Source organism: Microbacterium longlingense (genome assembly GCF_058349825.2).
This window is the reverse complement of record NZ_JBYRJA020000001.1, coordinates 375,136-391,249: the sequence shown is the minus strand read 5'-3', so window position 1 is coordinate 391,249 and position 16,114 is coordinate 375,136. Positions and strand designations below refer to the sequence as shown.

At 66.5% G+C, this 16,114-nt stretch carries 17 protein-coding genes, 1 tRNA gene and 1 pseudogene; 16 read left to right on the top strand and 3 right to left on the bottom strand.

Going from position 1 to position 16,114, the window contains the following annotated elements; all coding sequences use genetic code 11:
- Nucleotides 1-15 precede the first annotated feature (15 nt).
- Genes cydB through cydC form a run of 3 tightly spaced genes read left to right on the top strand, consistent with a single transcriptional unit; the run spans nucleotide 16 to nucleotide 4,411 of the window.
- On the top strand, nucleotides 16-1,026 hold the full coding sequence (cydB, locus tag AC3RXY_RS01840; protein WP_491509170.1) for a cytochrome d ubiquinol oxidase subunit II: 1,011 nt from the start codon (nucleotides 16-18) through the stop codon (nucleotides 1,024-1,026).
- Entirely contained in the window at nucleotides 1,023-2,669 is a 1,647-nt protein-coding gene (cydD, locus tag AC3RXY_RS01835) for a thiol reductant ABC exporter subunit CydD (RefSeq protein WP_491509169.1), read from the top strand. The genes cydB and cydD overlap by 4 nt, the downstream gene beginning before the upstream one ends.
- Complete coding sequence (cydC, locus tag AC3RXY_RS01830) at nucleotides 2,666-4,411, top strand: thiol reductant ABC exporter subunit CydC (protein WP_491509168.1); 1,746 nt, start codon at nucleotides 2,666-2,668, stop codon at nucleotides 4,409-4,411. Before cydD ends, cydC begins: the two co-directional genes overlap by 4 nt.
- Nucleotides 4,412-4,430: 19 nt before the next feature.
- Here cydC and AC3RXY_RS01825 read toward each other — a convergent pair whose 3' ends face one another.
- Nucleotides 4,431-5,222, bottom strand: coding sequence for a hypothetical protein (locus tag AC3RXY_RS01825; protein ID WP_491509167.1), 792 nt, complete (start codon nucleotides 5,220-5,222; stop codon nucleotides 4,431-4,433).
- 216 nt (nucleotides 5,223-5,438) lie between these two features.
- Between AC3RXY_RS01825 and AC3RXY_RS01820 the strand changes: the two genes are divergently transcribed.
- From AC3RXY_RS01820 to AC3RXY_RS01790, 7 genes and pseudogenes are all read left to right on the top strand, one after another.
- Nucleotides 5,439-5,529, top strand: a tRNA-Ser gene (locus AC3RXY_RS01820).
- A 720-nt stretch (nucleotides 5,530-6,249) separates the two neighbouring features.
- Nucleotides 6,250-7,296, top strand: coding sequence for a HEPN domain-containing protein (locus tag AC3RXY_RS01815; RefSeq protein ID WP_491509166.1), 1,047 nt, complete (start codon nucleotides 6,250-6,252; stop codon nucleotides 7,294-7,296).
- Entirely contained in the window at nucleotides 7,232-7,483 is a 252-nt protein-coding gene (locus AC3RXY_RS01810; protein ID WP_491509165.1) for a type II toxin-antitoxin system Phd/YefM family antitoxin, read from the top strand. The genes AC3RXY_RS01815 and AC3RXY_RS01810 overlap by 65 nt, the downstream gene beginning before the upstream one ends.
- Complete coding sequence (locus AC3RXY_RS01805; protein ID WP_491509164.1) at nucleotides 7,480-7,740, top strand: Txe/YoeB family addiction module toxin; 261 nt, start codon at nucleotides 7,480-7,482, stop codon at nucleotides 7,738-7,740. The genes AC3RXY_RS01810 and AC3RXY_RS01805 overlap by 4 nt, the downstream gene beginning before the upstream one ends.
- 459 nt (nucleotides 7,741-8,199) lie before the next feature.
- Nucleotides 8,200-8,508 (top strand): hypothetical protein, encoded by a 309-nt coding sequence (locus AC3RXY_RS01800; protein WP_491509163.1) that lies wholly within the window; start codon nucleotides 8,200-8,202, stop codon nucleotides 8,506-8,508.
- Between the two features lie 15 nt (nucleotides 8,509-8,523).
- Nucleotides 8,524-8,793, top strand: a pseudogene (locus tag AC3RXY_RS01795) (transposase); the annotation flags it as partial.
- Between the two features lie 70 nt (nucleotides 8,794-8,863).
- Nucleotides 8,864-9,259 carry a hypothetical protein gene (locus AC3RXY_RS01790; RefSeq protein ID WP_491509162.1) on the top strand — a complete coding sequence of 132 codons (396 nt, stop codon included), beginning with the start codon at nucleotides 8,864-8,866 and terminating at the stop codon, nucleotides 9,257-9,259.
- 118 nt (nucleotides 9,260-9,377) lie between these two features.
- Here AC3RXY_RS01790 and AC3RXY_RS01785 read toward each other — a convergent pair whose 3' ends face one another.
- Complete coding sequence (locus tag AC3RXY_RS01785; RefSeq protein ID WP_491509161.1) at nucleotides 9,378-10,001, bottom strand: hypothetical protein; 624 nt, start codon at nucleotides 9,999-10,001, stop codon at nucleotides 9,378-9,380.
- Between the two features lie 77 nt (nucleotides 10,002-10,078).
- Between AC3RXY_RS01785 and AC3RXY_RS01780 the strand changes: the two genes are divergently transcribed.
- On the top strand, nucleotides 10,079-10,810 hold the full coding sequence (locus AC3RXY_RS01780) for a TetR/AcrR family transcriptional regulator (protein WP_491509160.1): 732 nt from the start codon (nucleotides 10,079-10,081) through the stop codon (nucleotides 10,808-10,810).
- A gap of 621 nt (nucleotides 10,811-11,431) precedes the next feature.
- Here AC3RXY_RS01780 and AC3RXY_RS01775 read toward each other — a convergent pair.
- On the bottom strand, nucleotides 11,432-11,965 hold the full coding sequence (locus AC3RXY_RS01775; protein WP_491509399.1) for an RNA polymerase sigma factor: 534 nt from the start codon (nucleotides 11,963-11,965) through the stop codon (nucleotides 11,432-11,434).
- Between the two features lie 247 nt (nucleotides 11,966-12,212).
- Between AC3RXY_RS01775 and AC3RXY_RS01770 the strand changes: the two genes are divergently transcribed.
- The 5 genes from AC3RXY_RS01770 (at nucleotide 12,213) to AC3RXY_RS01750 (ending at nucleotide 16,016) form a co-directional block, all read left to right on the top strand.
- The gene (locus AC3RXY_RS01770; protein ID WP_491509159.1) at nucleotides 12,213-12,566 is read left to right on the top strand and encodes a lactococcin 972 family bacteriocin; all 354 of its coding nucleotides are present in this window, start codon (nucleotides 12,213-12,215) and stop codon (nucleotides 12,564-12,566) included.
- 219 nt (nucleotides 12,567-12,785) lie between these two features.
- Nucleotides 12,786-13,304, top strand: coding sequence for a hypothetical protein (locus AC3RXY_RS01765; protein WP_491509158.1), 519 nt, complete (start codon nucleotides 12,786-12,788; stop codon nucleotides 13,302-13,304).
- On the top strand, nucleotides 13,301-14,344 hold the full coding sequence (locus AC3RXY_RS01760; RefSeq protein WP_491509157.1) for a hypothetical protein: 1,044 nt from the start codon (nucleotides 13,301-13,303) through the stop codon (nucleotides 14,342-14,344). The genes AC3RXY_RS01765 and AC3RXY_RS01760 overlap by 4 nt, the downstream gene beginning before the upstream one ends.
- Complete coding sequence (locus AC3RXY_RS01755; RefSeq protein ID WP_491509156.1) at nucleotides 14,335-14,955, top strand: ATP-binding cassette domain-containing protein; 621 nt, start codon at nucleotides 14,335-14,337, stop codon at nucleotides 14,953-14,955. Before AC3RXY_RS01760 ends, AC3RXY_RS01755 begins: the two co-directional genes overlap by 10 nt.
- Nucleotides 14,952-16,016 (top strand): hypothetical protein, encoded by a 1,065-nt coding sequence (locus AC3RXY_RS01750; RefSeq protein ID WP_491509155.1) that lies wholly within the window; start codon nucleotides 14,952-14,954, stop codon nucleotides 16,014-16,016. Before AC3RXY_RS01755 ends, AC3RXY_RS01750 begins: the two co-directional genes overlap by 4 nt.
- Nucleotides 16,017-16,114 lie beyond the last annotated feature (98 nt).

Genomic DNA, 16,114 nt, shown 5'->3' with positions numbered 1-16,114 from the left:
TCCGAGGAGCCTGAAATGGATCTCGCCACTCTCTGGTTCTGGATCGTCGCCTTCCTGTTCGTCGGCTACTTCGTGCTCGACGGGTTCGACTTCGGCGTCGGGATGTCGTTGCCTTTCCTCGGAAAGGACGATGTCTCGCGCCGGCAGATCATCAACACCATCGGGCCGGTCTGGGACCTCAACGAGACCTGGGTCATCGTCGCCGGCGCCGCGTTGTTCGCGTCGTTCCCGGAGTGGTACGCGTCGCTGTTCAGCGGCTTCTACCTCGCGCTCCTGCTGATCCTGCTGGCCCTGATCGCCCGCGGGGTGTCCTTCGAGTATCGGCACCAGCGTGAAGACCCCCGCTGGAAGCGGCGCTTCGACACGATGATCGTGGTGGGCTCTGCCGTACCGGCGCTGCTGTGGGGCGTGGCTTTCGCGAACATCGTGCAGGGCGTGCCGCTCGACGAGAACCACATCTACACCGGCACGCTTTTCACGCTGCTGAACCCCTACGGGCTGCTGGGCGGGCTGACCACCCTGCTGCTGTTCTTCACCCACGGCGTGACCTTCGTCGCGCTGAAGACCGACGGACAGCTGCGCGCCGACGCGCGCCGCCTCGCCCTGAAGGCGGGCGTGGCGACCCTGGTGGTGGCTGCGGCGTTCCTGGTGTGGACCGTGGTCGCGCACTTCTCGATCTGGGTGCTGGTGCTCGCCGCACTCGCCGCGGTCTCGCTGGTGCTGTCGATCCTGTCGAACCTGCGCGACCGGGAGGGCTGGGCGTTCACGTTCGGCGCCGCGACCGTGCTGTTCGCCGTGGCGACGCTGTTCTCCGCGCTCTTCCCGAACGTGCTGCCCTCCACGACCGACCCGGCGTTCAGCCTGACGATCCAGAACGCGTCGAGCTCGGACTACACCCTCACGATCATGACGTGGACCGCCGTGTTCTCGCTGCCGCTGGTGCTGCTGTATCAGGGGTGGACGTACTGGGTGTTCCGCAAGCGCGTCACCCGCGCATCGATCGAGGCCGCTCCCGCGCACGCGTGAAGCCCCTCGACCCCCGTCTGCTTCGCTACGCGCCGGCGGCGCGCGGCTATCTCGCGACCTCCGCCCTGATCGGAGTGCTGCAGACCGCCGTGGTGATCGCCTTCGCGTGGCTGCTGACGGACGCCCTCACCGGGGTGTTCGCCGGGCGCGACGTCTCCGGCTCCGTCGCGGCGCTGGTGGGCGTTGTGGTGCTGCGGGGGGTGCTGCTGTGGGCCAGCGAGGCGCTCGGGCTCTCGGCCGCGGCGCGCGCGGGCGCGCAGCTGCGCGCCGCGCTGGTGCGCGCGGTCGGCCGGCTCGGCCCCGGATGGCTCGCCGAGCGCAACCAGGCCGCGCTCGCGGTGACCGCGGGGCACGGACTCGACGCCCTCGACGCCTACTTCTCCCGGTACATCCCGCAGCTGGTGCTCACGGTGATCGCGACGCCGGTGATCGTCGCGGTGATGTGGTGGCACGACTGGCCTGCCGGGCTGACCGCTGCCGCGACGGTACCGATCATTCCGCTGTTCCTCGCGCTGATCGGCATGGCGACTCGCACGGTGCAGCAGCGTCAGTTCCGTGGACTGCAGCGTCTGGCCACGCAGTTCGCCGACACCGTGCAGGGCCTCTCGACACTGCGTATCTTCGGCCGGGAGCGCCGGGCGGCCGATCGCATCGGGCAGACGGCCGACGACTATCAGCGCCAGACCATGACGGTGCTGCGCTTCTCCTTCCTCTCCGGCTTCGCGCTCGAGCTGCTCTCCTCGCTGGCCGTCGCGATCGTGGCGGTGGCGGTGGGACTACGGCTGCTCGCGGGCGACATGTCGCTGGCCACCGGCCTGTTCGTGCTGCTGCTCGCCCCGGAGGCCTTCCTGCCGATCCGGCAGGTCGGTGTGCAGTTCCACGCGGCGGAAGAGGGCGTCGCGGCGACCGAGGACGTGTTCGCGGTGCTCGACGACGCCCGGGTGGCGCACGCGGACGCTCCGCCGCGCCGATCCGACCTCCGCTCCGGAGGGCCGGGTGAGCTCGAGGTCGAGAACGTCCGTGTGCGCCGCGGTGAGCGGACGCTGCCCCCGGTGTCGTTCACGGCGCGCCCCGGCACCGTCACCGTCATCGAGGGGCCCAGCGGTGCCGGGAAGTCGAGCCTGCTCGCGGCGCTGCGTGGCGCCGCTGCCTACGACGGTCGGATCCGTCTCGACGGTGTGGACCTGCGGGAGATCGACCCTGCCGCGTGGCTCGCGTGGGCGCCCCAGCAGCCCGGCCTCGTGCGTGGCACCGTCGCGGCGAATGTCGCGCTCGGCGCCGACCCGGACGAGACGCGGGTGCGTGACGCCCTGGACACCGCCTGTGCGGGGGCGCTGGATCCTCTGCTGGAACTCGGCACGCAGGGGGCAGGGCTCTCCGGCGGGCAGGCGCAGCGCGTCGCGGTGGCGCGCGCGCTGTACCGCTGGGAGCCGGGGCGTGTTCTTGTGCTCGATGAACCCTCGAGCGCCCTCGATGCCGACACGGAGGCCGTGCTGTGGCGGGGCGTCCGGGCGACCGCCGATGCCGGCGCCGCTGTGCTGCTGGTCTCGCATCGGCGCAGCGCCCGCTCCATCGCCGACCAGGTGATCTCGTTGGCGATGCCGGCCGCCGCGGGGCCGGTCGTGACGGGGCCGCGGGCATGAGCGTGCGCGAGCGGCCGGCGGGGTCCGGTGAGCGTCCGGTGTCGGCATCCGCCCGGGGCCTGACGCCGGGTGCGCGGGAGATGCTGCGGCTGGCGATGCCGCCGATGCGCCGTTTCCTGCCGGGGGTGCTCTGGGGAGTGGCGTCGGCGGCGGCGGCCATCGGGCTCCTGGCGTCCAGCGGCTGGCTGATCGTCACCGCCTCGATCGTGACCTTCCTCGTTCCCTTGCAGATCGCCATCGTCGGCGTGCGCTTCTTCGCGGTGACCCGCGCGGTGACCCGCTACCTGGAACGGATCGCCGGTCATGACGCTGCCCTCCGCCAGGTGGCCCGCACACGCCCGGAGATGGTGCGGCAGCTCATCCCGATCTCGCCAGCCGGCCTGGGCGCGACCGATCAGGGCGCGGTGCTCGCTGCGCTGGTGGACGACGTCGAGAACCTGCAGAACCTGCCGCTGAGGGTCGTGCAGCCGTTGCTCACGGGCGGCCTGGTCGGCGTCGCGGCGGTGGGATTCCTGCGGTTCTTCTCTCCGGTGGCTGCGGTGACGCTCGCGGTGTGCCTGGCCGTTGCGGTCGCGGTGTCCGTGGCGGTCGGGTGGATTCTCGGGGCGCGCGCGGAGGCGCGGCTCACGCGGGCGAGGGCCGTGTTGTCGTCCGCGCTGGTGGACTATCTGGGATCGCTCGACGTGCTCGTCGCGTTCGGCGCGGAGCAGGACGCGCGGGAGCGTATCGAACGCGCAGATGCGGAGCTCCGCCGCACGGCTACCCGGGCGGGCCTGGCCCAGGCGGTGTCCTCCGCGGTCGTGTCCGTGATGGCGGGTCTCGCATCGGTCTGGGCGCTGACCGCCACCGCGCCGGGGCTCGCTGCCGGCGTGATCGACGCGCCCTGGCTGGCGGTGGCGGTGCTGGTGCCGATGGCGGTCTTCGACGTGTTCGCGGTGGTGCCGCAGACGGCATCCGCGTGGCGGGGCGTGCGTGCCAGCGCGGTGCGGATCGCCGAGGTGCTGCCCGGAGAGGGCCCGGCGGCGCTGCCGGCGGAGATCCGGCCGGACGGCGGGGCCACGGCGGCCCGCGATGGCGCCGAGGGCATCGCCATACGGTTGCGGGGGGTGCGGGCGGCATGGCCGGGTGGCGACAGCGCACTGCGGGGCGTCGATCTCGACGTCTCGGCGGGGGAGCGCGTGCTCGTGACGGGGCCGAGTGGTGCCGGGAAGTCGACGCTGGCCGCTGTGCTGGTGGGATTCCTGAGTTACCAGGGGGAATATGCCGTCGGTGGCATGGAGGCGTCTGCGATCTCCGGCCCCGACCTGCGCACGATTGTCGGTCTCTGTGAGCAGTCGCCGCACCTGTTCGACGAGGACATCCGCCAGAACCTGCTTTTCGCCCGCGACACCGCGGATGACGCGGAGCTGCTCGCGGTGCTCGACCGGGTGGGCCTGGGCGCCTGGGTGCGTGAGCGCGGTGGCCTCGACGCCCGCGTGGGCGAGCGCGGTGTGCTCATCTCCGGCGGTCAGGCGCAGCGCCTCGCGCTCGCGCGCGCGCTGCTGCGCGGCTTCCCGGTGCTGGTTCTCGACGAGCCGACCGCGGGCGTCGACCCGGCGGCCTCCGACGCGCTGCTGCGCGATCTGCTGGGCGCGGTCGGCGATGACAGCGCGGTGGTCCTGATCTCCCACGTCGCTCCGCCGGCCGGCACGATCGACCGCACGGTGCGGATCGCAGCAGGGCGCACCCTCCCGGGGCGGTGAGCGCGGCCGTGGGCTGTCGTCACCAGTCCTCGTCGTCCTGGTCGACCGTGATGCCCATGGCGAGCAGGGTGCTGCGTCGCTCCGCGCGCCAGTCCGCGGCGTCTGCCTCGGCCCGCGCGATGATCGCTGGGTCGATGCCGACCACGGGGAGCTCGCTGGTGCCGTGGTGGCGTTCGATATGCGCGTCGAGCTCTGGCCCGGAGCTGAGCGAGGTGATGAGGGCATAGCGCGGCGCTGTGCCACGGTGCCAGACCGCGTGCCAGAAGCGTTGCGTGTCGAGGATCAGCTGCGTGCCGGCGGGCAGCGGGATGCGCACCTCCGATGCCGGATCGAGCCGGTTCTCGCGGAGGATCATCACAGAGTCCGGATCGTGTGTGAGGTTCCGGTAGCCGCGCACCACCCACCCGGCGCCCGCAGGATTGAGGCGATTGTTGTCGTCGCGGTGCAGGTTGTAGATCGCCTCTGCGTAGGTGTTGGGCTGCAGCTCGATCACCCGGCAGCGCCCCACGGCGGCCCCCGATGCCGTGGCATGTGCGACCAGCGTCGGAGCCCGGGCGGCTTGCGTGGCGATCCACACACCGTCACGATCAGCGCGGGGCGGGGTGTGGTTCCAGAATCCGTTGCAGTCGAGATCGCCGGTCGCAGAGCTGAGCGGAGCGAAGCGGGTGATCCCCGACGATCGCCACGGCAGGTATTCCAGCCCCTCCCACTCGCCCGGGTCGATGGGCGTCTCGTCCGCGTCGAGCAGCACGTAGCCGGTGCGGAGCAGGGCGGCTGAGGTGAGGTGCTGTCGTGCTGTGTCGTCCGTCATGCATCCGCCCTTCGCGCATCCCGCCGTTGAGGGCATCCTAAGCGCGGTGGGCGGGGACCGGGCGTACCCCGACGGCATGCGCGTGCTTCGCTCGTACCGGTGCCCCTCCCTCGGGGCCTTGCGCGCGATATGCCCGAGGTTCGCGCACATGTGCGCGTGTGGCGACCGGCAGGCGGGTGTGCGCACGCAGGCTGCGGAGCATGTAAACTTGATCCCGGTGACGTGTCCGAGCGGCCGAAGGTGCAACTCTCGAAAAGTTGTGTAGGGTAACCCCCTACCGTGGGTTCAAATCCCACCGTCACCGCCACTTTTATCCCAGATCAGCCCTGCTTTTTCGCGGGGCTGATCTGCGTTTGGGGACAGGTGTGGGAACAGATCGCGGCGGTTTTCGTTCCCGTCCTGTTCTCACGGATAGTGTCACGGGCCTTCGTGACCGTCCGTCCCGTGTGAGAGATCCGCGGAATCCTGCGGATCTCCGCTTCGGCAGGGCGTGAACGGCGCCCCGACGTACGGTGGGATGATCGCCCACCGTAGTCCCGCTGCTGTATACGCGGTGCCGATGGTGGAGTGCTCGCCACACCCTGGCGCATCCCCAATCGCACGACGAGGCCCACACGTCGGCTCGCGGTCGCGGGACGATATCCCGACGCGGCTCTGTGCCACAGCTCGGGTCCGACATGACGGTGTGACTGAGACCCTGCTGGACGAGCAACAGGACTGGACGGGCCCGTGGTGGTGAGCCGGGGATCCCGACAACAAGGTGCCTGGGGTGCTGACCTACTCGCCGGACAGTTGAAGCACCGGGAAGCCCTCACGATCGAATCGGGCCTGCTCACAGCCGCGCTCAGCCGCTATGCATGGCATCCGCGCTCTGCGCAGACCCGGTCCCAAACTCTGACGCGCGTGCGCGAACATCAGGTCATCCGATTCGAGCGCGAGGGGCGGCAGTCCTTCGAGTACTGGCTCGATCTGCTCAGCGGCATGGCAGACCTGTTGTCCGTCTCAACGCTTCGCGCGGGGCGGGATCATGCAGCATGCGGGGAGTCAAGCCTCAGCCGGATGCGAAGGCCCTCGACCTGCGCAACGCGTCCTGACGCTTGATGATCTTGCCTCCGAGGACCTCCTTCCTGGGTGGCGAGACGTCCGCGAGAGGTTCGCTGCCGAGCGCAGCACGACTCTCGGTCTGCGGTATGTGCAGAGCGGGTGCATCGTGACAAGAGTGGTTACGGCGGTCGCCGCCGCGGAGTCGCTTCATCGCGCGCTCGATCCGGCCCCGCCGATTCCTCCGGAGGAGTTCGAGTTGTTGCGCAAAGCCCTCCGGGAAGCAGCGCCGGCTGACCGCAAGGAGTGGCGCTCGGACCGTCTCGCGGAGCATTCAAATGTCCCCACCTTCACGCAGCGGATCCTCGGCCGTGTCGACCGAGTCGGCGCAGCTGGCGTCCGCCTCGGGCATGAACCCGAGGCGTGGGCCAAAGCAGCGAAAGATGCGCGCAACAATCTCGCGCACGTCGGAACCGCCGATAACGACCTGAACCACCTTCATGCTGTCGCTGAGGTCACCGCGAGCTTGGTGATCCTGAATCTGCTTCACGAATTGGGTGTGCCGCAGGGTCGGCTCCGGAAAGCTGTCGATGAGCACCCCGATCTTTCGCACGCCGCCAGACTCGCACGACGAGTCCTCGGCGATGACGACGCGATCGTCATGCAGATCGCCGCCGTTGGCGTGACCCTGGTTGACGATAGGCAAGCGCCTCCCCGTCCGGAAGATGAGCAGGGCGGCACGGCGGCGGAAGATCCGCCGACATCAGGCGAGGTCTCAGGCAAGCAACGCAGCCAGCCAGTCCTCGCACTCGGTGGGCGACACGTGCTGTCCGTCCCGCGCGTGGGTGTCGATCGGGGCAGCATCCACCGCAACGAACCCGGAATGGCCGAGAAGCTTCCGCGTGCGGGTCCCGAGCCGGACGAAGAAGTGGTACTGTTTTACGTACTACTCAATCCGAGGTGTCGTCATGTCCGCTATTACCGCAACCGAAGCCCGAAAGAGCCTGTTCGGGCTCATTCAGCAGGTCAATGAGGACCACACGACCGTCGAAGTCGTCTCTCGACGCGGCAACGCCGTGATCATGTCCAAGGATGACTTCGACGCGCTGACCGAGACTGCCTATCTCCTGCGCAACCCTGCGAACGCGGAGCGGTTGCTCGAGTCCGTCGAGCGCGCACGTCGGGGCGAGTTCGAGCAGCACGACCTCCTCGACGAGTGACCCGCGAGCTCGCCTTCGACCCGAACGGGTGGGAGGACTATGTGTACTGGCAGACGCAGGATCGCAAGACCCTCAAGCGGCTCAACATGCTTATTGCGGACGTCCTTCGCGATCCGTTCGAAGGGATCGGCAAACCCGAGCCCCTCCGCCACGTCCTGTCCGGCGCCTGGTCTCGGCGCATCGATGAGAAGAACCGGCTCGTCTACTACGTGACGGACGAATACATCGTGATCCTCCAAGCGCGAGACCATTACTGAAGCTGGAGACGCTCAATGGCCGGTCCTCGGCCCGCAGTCCGTGCTCGTACGTCCGCTCGATCGCCGTAGCGCCTGAGACGCACGCGGGTGGATGCGCGCTTACGGGCTCTCAACCGCAGCAGGCCCTTTGGGGCAGCGGTATTGAGTGCGAGAGCGGAATCGGGTGCCCAGTACCCGCGGTTGTTCGAGTCCGCCATGGCAGGCGATATCGGCAACGACGTGGGAACAACGGAACCAAATCGAGTCCGATCCGGCTGATCGAACGGGGTCCTCGATCTGATCAAATCGGGGCTTAACTCTCAATCTTGGACACGCGGGATCCAGCACGATGCTGGGGCAGAATCCCAGGATGGTGAGGAAGAACGACACCGCCGAGTTCCATCGCCGGGCGGTGGGCTTGTATGAGCCCACGCTGGGTGTGACGCACGTCGATCTTGAGTCCCCGCCGGGCCTGGCGGGGTGAGCACCCTCCGCCTGGACAAGCACTTCTGGCACCACGTCTCCACCGCGCCCGTCGCCGACGGCGGGCGCGGCCCGAAGGAACTGACCGGGATGGTCGATCCGACCCGCGACGCTACCGGATGCGGGCGAGCGCGGCTGCTCGATCTGGTGCCCGGTCGATCCGCGAAGGCCTACACGGACTGGCTCCCAGAGCGCGGCGAGACATTCCGTGACGGGGCGCAGATCGCCACCCTGGACCCGTTCCTCGGATACAAGAAGGCCCTCGACGATGAGCTCGACGACGCCGTCGCCGCGCGGGAAGAGTAGGTCGAGGTCGAGGTCGCCTGGCATGTTGCGCATCAACTCCGCGACGCCTACAAGCATCCCGGCCTGTCAGAGGGGCGGAAGATCGCCGAGCAGGTGCCCGCATCGTTCCCTTCCTGCCCGGTCCCCGAGATCGCCCAGTTTGGGAAGACTCTGACCCGATGGTGCGACGCACTCCTGGCCTCCTGGACCACCGACCGCTCATCCAACGGCAGCGCCGAAGCCGTGAACGGACTCATCGAACTCGCTGGCCGCAGCGCCCGCGGCTTCACCAACGACGACAACTACCGGCTCCGAATGCTCCTCGCCGCCGGTGGCCTCACCCCATGGCCCCCACCGAATGTCCGAAGAGTCCCTTATGGTCGCACGCGTGGGCGTTGTCCACTGTTTCTATCGCTGGATGCTCGATACGATGCCCGCAGCCGATGTGCGCGACGATGTGCGCCGCGAGGGATTCACGGTGCAGGTTATCCGCACGCGTGCTGCCCAGGCGCGAACGTTCCTCGGCGAACTCGCCGCGTGGCGGGAGCATCCGCCAACCCTCGGCAGCATCCCGGTCACCGTGATCTCCGGCGCCCGGCCCGGTGAAGGTATGACCCGACGCATCCGCGCCGCCGCGAACGTTTCGCACGCGACGCGCGCCGCCGCCTCTCGACGCGGCCGCCGCGTGCTCGGACCGAACTTCACCCACTACGCGCCGATCACCGACCCCGACCTCGTCATCGCGGAAACCCGCCTCGCAGCGGGGGCCTGAACCTCGGAGGTGATGGCGACCCTGCAATGCACCCCGTTGCCGAGCATGGTGTTCCGCCGTTTCCGCGAGGCTTGCCTGGGGATAGGCGCGACTCAGGCCTGGAGACTCACGGGCAGGCTCAGCCTTGCCGCCGATGGCGAATCCGATGCACCACGGTGAGAACGAGGGCGAGGACGAGCGGCGCAGTCGCCAATGCCAGGTAGCTGTTGGGGTGGGCGAAGTGCTCCTGCGCGTGGAACCCGTAGGACTGGAACTCTGCCACCGCCTCCGCGCTCAGCAGGTGCTCGATCCCCAGCGCGGGAAGGTGGAAGGTCGCGTACACGCCCCAGTCGAGGGCGATCAGATCTGTGAGAAACACCGCGAGGAACCAGACGACCCCGACGAGGTAGAAGTGCAGCGGCAGGAACCGATCTGTCCTGCCCCATGATGGGGCGGTCTGTCTGCGCACCAGGTCGCCGATGAGCACGATCAGCAGCGGCACCATGAGCAGCGCCGCAAGCGTGATGTCGTAGGCGTCGATGTCATGCAGGAATGTGAGCCCTTGCACTTCACGCGCCATCTGATCGGGAAGGTCTTGGAGCGCGAACAGCGGATTGAGGCGCAGCAGCAAGAGTGCCGCGAAGCTGATCGCCAGGCCCGACAGCAGCCCGTGGATGAGAGCACCCCGGACGCGGTTGCCGCGCGTGGATCCGGGCGAACTGCTCTGCGATGAGGCGCGGGCAGCGTCGGTGAGGTGAGCCATGACGACCACGCTATAGTCGCCAGCATCAATAAACAACACCGTGTGTCTTATTCATCGCCGGCCGATATCCTTGGCCTATGTCGGATCGCGCTCCCACTTCGCCCCGCCGAGGGCGGGGACGGCCCCAGCAGGGCGGAGGCACCGTTCCTCTGAACCGGCGGAGCATCGCCGACGCAGCGTTCGAGATCGCTTCGGTCCAGGGCTTCCGGGCCTTGACGATGCGCAGTCTGGCCGACCGTCTGGGCGTCACCGTCCGGCCGTTATACAACCACGTCGCCGGCCGCCAAGATGTGATCGATCTCGTCGCGGCTCGCATGATCGAGTTGCAGCCCGACGACGATCTTGACCCGCACGAGTGGGAAGAGAGCGTTCGCCGCCTCTACGCGCAGGGACGGGTCGCCTGCCGGGCGATGGGGCGGACGGTGCTGTTCGCGCTCGATGAGACGGTCACTCCTATGGAGCTGCCCGCCGAGCGCATCCTCCAGTCCGAACGGATGCTCGCCTTCCTCACCGCCATCGGGCTCACGCTCGAGCACGCCTTGATCTGGCGGGCCCAGTTCCTCACCGACCTGTTCGGCTTCACTCTCCTGATCGACTATCTGCACGACCACGCGGCAGCGGACGTGCGCCCCACTTTGCATCACCCTGTTGCGCGGGGGTGGCTCGACGCGCACCCCGAGGTGGATGCCCCCTGGGCTCGCCGTGCGACACAGCTTCCTGCCTACACCAGCGACGATCTATTCGACCGCTTCACCGACCGCGCCATCACCACGATCTCGTCGCTACGCGACCAGAACGAACCCGCATGACGCGGCTGTCGCCTGAACGCCCGCGTCCAGACCCGAAGGCTTGCCGCCGCGGCGAGAATAAGCAGGGCGTGGTCGGGTTTCACTGTGCTCCTTTCCAGAGCGTGTAGGAACAGTGTCGTCGAACGGCCCGGAACGATTGAGATCCGCCCAGTAGGGTTCGCTGGTGACAACAGTCTGAACGGCGGAGAGATCATGCTGCCAGGTGAGATCGGTGGTCTCTGGCACGATGACCACGGGATTCTGGGGCCACGCGTCGCCGTTGATCCGGGCGTACCAACCCGTGTACTGCGCATGCCGCTCCGGCTGCCGGGGCCCCGCGCTGCGATCCAGATTCCTCATCGCTTGACGGATCATCTCACTCGCCTCCATCTCGCTTCGCTCAAACTGCAGCGGAGGTGGTGTCAGCGCCCCGCGGGTGTGCTCGCACCGTGGCCGAGCCCGGCCATCACGAAGACCGCGGCAAGGACCGCCGCTGCCACCGTCAGGGTGATAGGTCTACGACGCGCGCTGTTCCCCCGATGTGGCTCGACGTCAGTAAGCTGGCGCATCCGATCACTGGCCCTACCGGGCACCGGGTGGTCCCGGTCGGTCTTGGTGGGGCGTATCGCTCTCAGCCGTGCGTCAAGGTCGTCCATGAGTGGCTCCCACCCTCGTCGTCTCCTTCCCCGGTGAGTCGATCATCGACCGCAGCTTCTTGCGGAGGCGCGACAGGCGCATCTTGATGGACGCTTCGCTTACACCGATGATCTCCGCGACTTCCTTGAGCGCAAGATCGTACCAATAGACCATCGCGATCAGTTCCCGATCAGATAGGGGGAGACGGTTGATCGCCTCCACGAGCTGCGGGTCCCGCTCTGCCGGGAGGATGAGCGCGTTCGCTACATAGTCGCTGACCAGATGCAAGGTGAGCTTCTGCGACCGCTTCCGCCGCTGGTACTCGTTGCCAACGACGTTGCGCGCGCAACGATAAAGCCACGGCAACCCGATGGGCTCGTCTTTCCTGATATGCTCCCACGCCAACTCGAAGACTGCCATGCCAAGGTCCTCGGCCTCATGGACATCGGAAACACGCCCGCCGATCACCGTGACGACCACGCCGAAGTACCGGCCGAAGAGGTCTTCGAACCGACGAGTCCGTGTCGCTGACCGTTCGATGTCGATCGAGAGAACCCTTTCCCTGTCACTGATCCCTACAGACTATGTTTGGCGAGTCCCCCTCGAGGTAACACACTCGATCCAACCGCTGAACCGCTGGCAGGCCTTGCGGTCTCCGGTCCTCCTGTGAGCGTCTGCGTGTTACCTTGTGCCGAGTTCCCAAACACAGGTAGTAGGGCGCCGGCACGACGCCCTGCAAGCACCGGAGCGGGAGCCGCTCGCCACCTTTGTCAGATTGGATAAGAGAATGAAGAAACGCACCATGTCTGTGTTCGCCGCCTTGCTTGTGGCGGGATTCGCTGCCGGAGGCACCGTGTCCGCGAGTGCGCACGACCTGGGCCACGGGTGGGCGGCCAGCTCCAAGGAAGAAGGAAGCGTCGTCGGTGGCGGGAAGCACTGGTACGGCGTCCACGAGAACCTCAACGGCTCGAACCGAGGCAACGACAGCAGCTATTACCACGCCACGAAGAAGCACCGCGCGAGTGTGCAGAACAGCACCGGACAGACCGTCCGATCATCTGACCAGGCTGGGGGCGTCTGGGCGCGCGCCACGCAACCCGGCACCGTCTGGGGTAACAAGGCCTACTGGTACACCTACTGAGCTCTTATAAACCGGAGATGCCCTGACGGCGCGAGCAGCCATCGGGGCATCTCCGGTTGAGTTGGCTCTCCATAGCAAGAGAGTCTTGCGCGATAGTGGAAACGATTGAGGTAAGTGATGCGATCTAAGTTCAGGTTTCTCGGTGCGCTCGTACCCGTGGCGGTGGTATTGACGATCACCTCAGGGTGCAGCGCAACAGGACCGACGGAGACCTCACCCGTGCCTGCGGACTCGGCCAGTGTTGCTGCACCCGCGTTTCAGGGGAGCTTTGCTGCTGAGTATCAGGAAGCCTGGGAGAAGAGTTCCACTGACGCTGTGCGGACGATTCTCGCGGACGAGACGATCACTGACCAAGAATGGTCGCAGGTTCTCAAGACGCTCGAGACCTGCCTCGATGAGAGCGGGATTTCCCTTCATGTTTACAACGAGGATGGCAGTTACGAGGTCAACGTCGGTCAGATGAACGGCGACGTCGCGAACGAGAAGATGGGCGCCTGTGAGGAGACGAGCGGCGAGGCATGGATCAGCTACCTCTACCGATCGCAGACGAGCAATCCCGATAACGTGCCGGCGACGCAGCTGCTGACGGAGTGTATGGTGCGCAATGGCGCGGTGGCCCCGTCCTACACGGAGGAGCAGTACCTCGTCGACGCACCGGACTTGGCTTTCCCGTTCGTGGATCATCACGGATTTGAGATCTTCGAATCGTGCAACGCGGACTTCGGATTCAATAAATGAGAGGCTCCCTTCTTTCGAAGGCTGCCGTTGTCGGGTGCACCCTCGTTATCGGGGGCGCGGTCGGAATCGCCGCAGCATACGGTTTTCTGGCATCGCCCACCCCCGACACGCTGAAGCCGAGCGACGAGCTGTCCTCGATCCAGGTGACGATGCAGGCGTTCGACGATCCACGCTCTGTCGAGCTGACGGCGCAGGTTCTCCCGCCGTCAAGCATCACCGTTCCACGCTCCGGAACGATCACCGCTTGGTCTTGCACGATAGGCACCGAGTTGATGTCGGGAGAATCCTCGGTGGCTGTCGACGGGGTAAGTCTTCTCAACCTGGCCACCGGCGTTCCTCTTTGGCGGGATCTCGCTCCAGGTGCGGAAGGAACAGACGTGGAGGCCGTCGAGAACGAACTCGTCAGGTTGGGCAAGCCCGCGAAGGCTGACGCGTTCCTGTCATGGGCTGAGATGGTCACGATTGATGAGTTGGCAACAGCTGCGGGCGTCCGCCTCGATGGCACCCTGCCACGCGATCTCGTGGTCTGGCTGCCCGCTCCGAGGGCAACCGTCGATTCGTGCGAGAAGGGTCTCGGAGCTACGGTCTCTCCGGGTGAGATCCTTGCTCAAGTCGATTCAGGGGTCGTGCTCTCGTCGGTGTCGTTGCCGGAAGGGCGGATAGCGGGGCCGAGGAACCTCGAACTGTTGCGGGAGCCAGTACCGCTGGGCGAGGGCGGAGAACTCCCGGCGGATCTGAGCATCTCGGCCATTCGTGACTCGAGCGCGTTCCGTGAAGCCGCAAGCGGAGCGCCGGAGGCCTCCGTGCTGACGCTCAAGGCAAGAATCGTGCTGCAAGAACCCGTCCAGGTCGCCGCTGTTCCGGCAACCGCCGTCGTCGTGGACTCTGCTGGGGCTTCATGCGTGTTCACTCGTGACAAGGCGGTTCCCGTCACGGTCGTGGGCTCAGAGTTCGGCAGTTCTTTCATCCTCTTCGATTCGGTGCAACCGCCTGCCGAGATCGACGCGCTGAAGTCGAACCACCAGGCATCATGCACGTAGAGGTCGCAGAGCTCGGGCACGCCTATGTAGAGGACGCATGGCTGTTCCGAGGCCTCTCTTACACGTTCGTTCCGGGAAACAGCTACGCACTCACCGGCGCGTCCGGCTCAGGAAAGAGCACACTCATGGCCATCCTCTCCGGGTGGACAGCCCCAACCGAAGGTCATGTGAAACGCAATGGCGTCGAACGCACCAGTTGGGTGTTCCAGAACCCGCACGGAACCGCGAAACGCACAGCACTCGATCATGTGGCGTTCCCGTTGATCGCCAGCGGACTCCCTGCTGCCGTAGCCGACAGCCGCGCTGAAGCGCTGATGGGTCGATTCGGCTTGGCTCCTGTGGCGGACAGGCAGTTCAGGCACCTGTCGGGCGGCGAGGCGCAACGACTGATGCTGGCCCGCGCCACAGCATCAACACCAGATCTTCTCCTCGTCGATGAGCCAACCGCCCAACTCGACCGCGCCACCGCCCATGTCGTCAACGGTGTCCTCTCGCATGCCGTCACCGACAACACCATCGTCATCGTTGCCACACACGATGAAGAGACTCGCGACGCCTGCGACGTGCATCTCGATCTCAGCCAGCACTCACCCAGAACCACGAGATCATGAAGATTCATGCGCTGTTTCGAGAGGTATCCCGAAACCTTACTTCCGGCACGTCACGGCTGGGCACCTTCTTCTCCGTGGCGGCCATTAGCGTCAGTCTCATCCTCCTCTCCGATATCCTCACGATCAGCCGTATGGTCGATGACGCCATCGAGTACCGCAGCTCCGGATCCGCCGTCATCACGCTCACGGCTCCCGGACGCATCAACGGTGAGTCTTGCGAAGCGCTGGCCGAAGTGCCGAACGTGCTCGCGGCCGGCGCAATGCGCGAATCCGGAAAAGTCTCCGCAACAACGCTTCCCGGCGAACCGCTCGACCTCTACACGACAACGCCGACGTTCGCGCAGGTCCTTGGCGCGGACGGCTACGGCGAAGGCGTATATATCCCTACTGACGTCGCGACGAGCCTGGGGGCGACATCGATCCCTATCGCTGACCGCCCCGTCGCTGTCCGCGGGGTGTATGCGTACCCATCTGACGGACGACGTGCCGGATTCGGCTGGGCGGTACTCTCTCCTACCAGTCCGGACGACGGTGTCTTCGACGAGTGCTGGGTGCTGGCCTGGCCACAACGCCCCGACTTAAGGCAACTCATGCTGTCTGCTGTTACTCCCGCAACCGGCGGCGGTTCGACGGAACAGCCCCAGGTCTCGCAGCTGAACACCAAGTACGGAGTTACATTCGCAGGAACAACCGCGTACCAGACGCGTATCACCCAATATGCGCCGCATGCGGTTTTTCTCATCGGGCTCATGCTCGGAAGCATCGCCATCTCGAACCGACGAGTCGAGATCGCGTCGAACCTGCATGCCGGCGGCACACGAGGAGCGCTCTACCTCCAACAGCTTATCGAAACGATCGCCTGGTCACTTCCTGCCGCCGCGGCCGGATGGTTACTCGGCTTCTTCGCATCCGCCACCACCGCACCGACTGAACTTACAAGCCTCACAATCAGGTCAGCAGAGATCGTCATCACCTTCTTCGCAGGCACGCTTGCCGGTGCCGTCATCGGATTCGCCGCTGTCCGTGAAGGGAGGCTATGGCGATATGTCAAGGGAAGATAGACACATCGGACTCCTCGTGATCCTTCCTCGGAGAAGGGACGAGGCTCCCTCCGGAGTGGTGGCGCGGACGGCTCACCGGCTCAGGGTCGGCCCGTCTC

Excerpts from the sequence above, each read along its gene's own strand:
- cydB (WP_491509170.1), top strand. The coding sequence starts at position 16 with ATGGATCTCGCCACTCTCTGGTTCTGGATCGTCGCCTTCCTGTTCGTC.
- cydC (WP_491509168.1), top strand. The coding sequence starts at position 2,666 with ATGAGCGTGCGCGAGCGGCCGGCGGGGTCCGGTGAGCGTCCGGTGTCG.
- AC3RXY_RS01825 (WP_491509167.1), bottom strand. The coding sequence starts at position 5,222 with ATGACGGACGACACAGCACGACAGCACCTCACCTCAGCCGCCCTGCTC.
- AC3RXY_RS01815 (WP_491509166.1), top strand. The coding sequence starts at position 6,250 with ATGCAGCATGCGGGGAGTCAAGCCTCAGCCGGATGCGAAGGCCCTCGA.
- AC3RXY_RS01810 (WP_491509165.1), top strand. The coding sequence starts at position 7,232 with ATGTCCGCTATTACCGCAACCGAAGCCCGAAAGAGCCTGTTCGGGCTC.
- AC3RXY_RS01790 (WP_491509162.1), top strand. The coding sequence starts at position 8,864 with ATGGTCGCACGCGTGGGCGTTGTCCACTGTTTCTATCGCTGGATGCTC.
- AC3RXY_RS01785 (WP_491509161.1), bottom strand. The coding sequence starts at position 10,001 with ATGGCTCACCTCACCGACGCTGCCCGCGCCTCATCGCAGAGCAGTTCG.
- AC3RXY_RS01780 (WP_491509160.1), top strand. The coding sequence starts at position 10,079 with ATGTCGGATCGCGCTCCCACTTCGCCCCGCCGAGGGCGGGGACGGCCC.
- AC3RXY_RS01770 (WP_491509159.1), top strand. The coding sequence starts at position 12,213 with ATGAAGAAACGCACCATGTCTGTGTTCGCCGCCTTGCTTGTGGCGGGA.
- AC3RXY_RS01760 (WP_491509157.1), top strand. The coding sequence starts at position 13,301 with ATGAGAGGCTCCCTTCTTTCGAAGGCTGCCGTTGTCGGGTGCACCCTC.
- AC3RXY_RS01755 (WP_491509156.1), top strand. The coding sequence starts at position 14,335 with ATGCACGTAGAGGTCGCAGAGCTCGGGCACGCCTATGTAGAGGACGCA.
- AC3RXY_RS01750 (WP_491509155.1), top strand. The coding sequence starts at position 14,952 with ATGAAGATTCATGCGCTGTTTCGAGAGGTATCCCGAAACCTTACTTCC.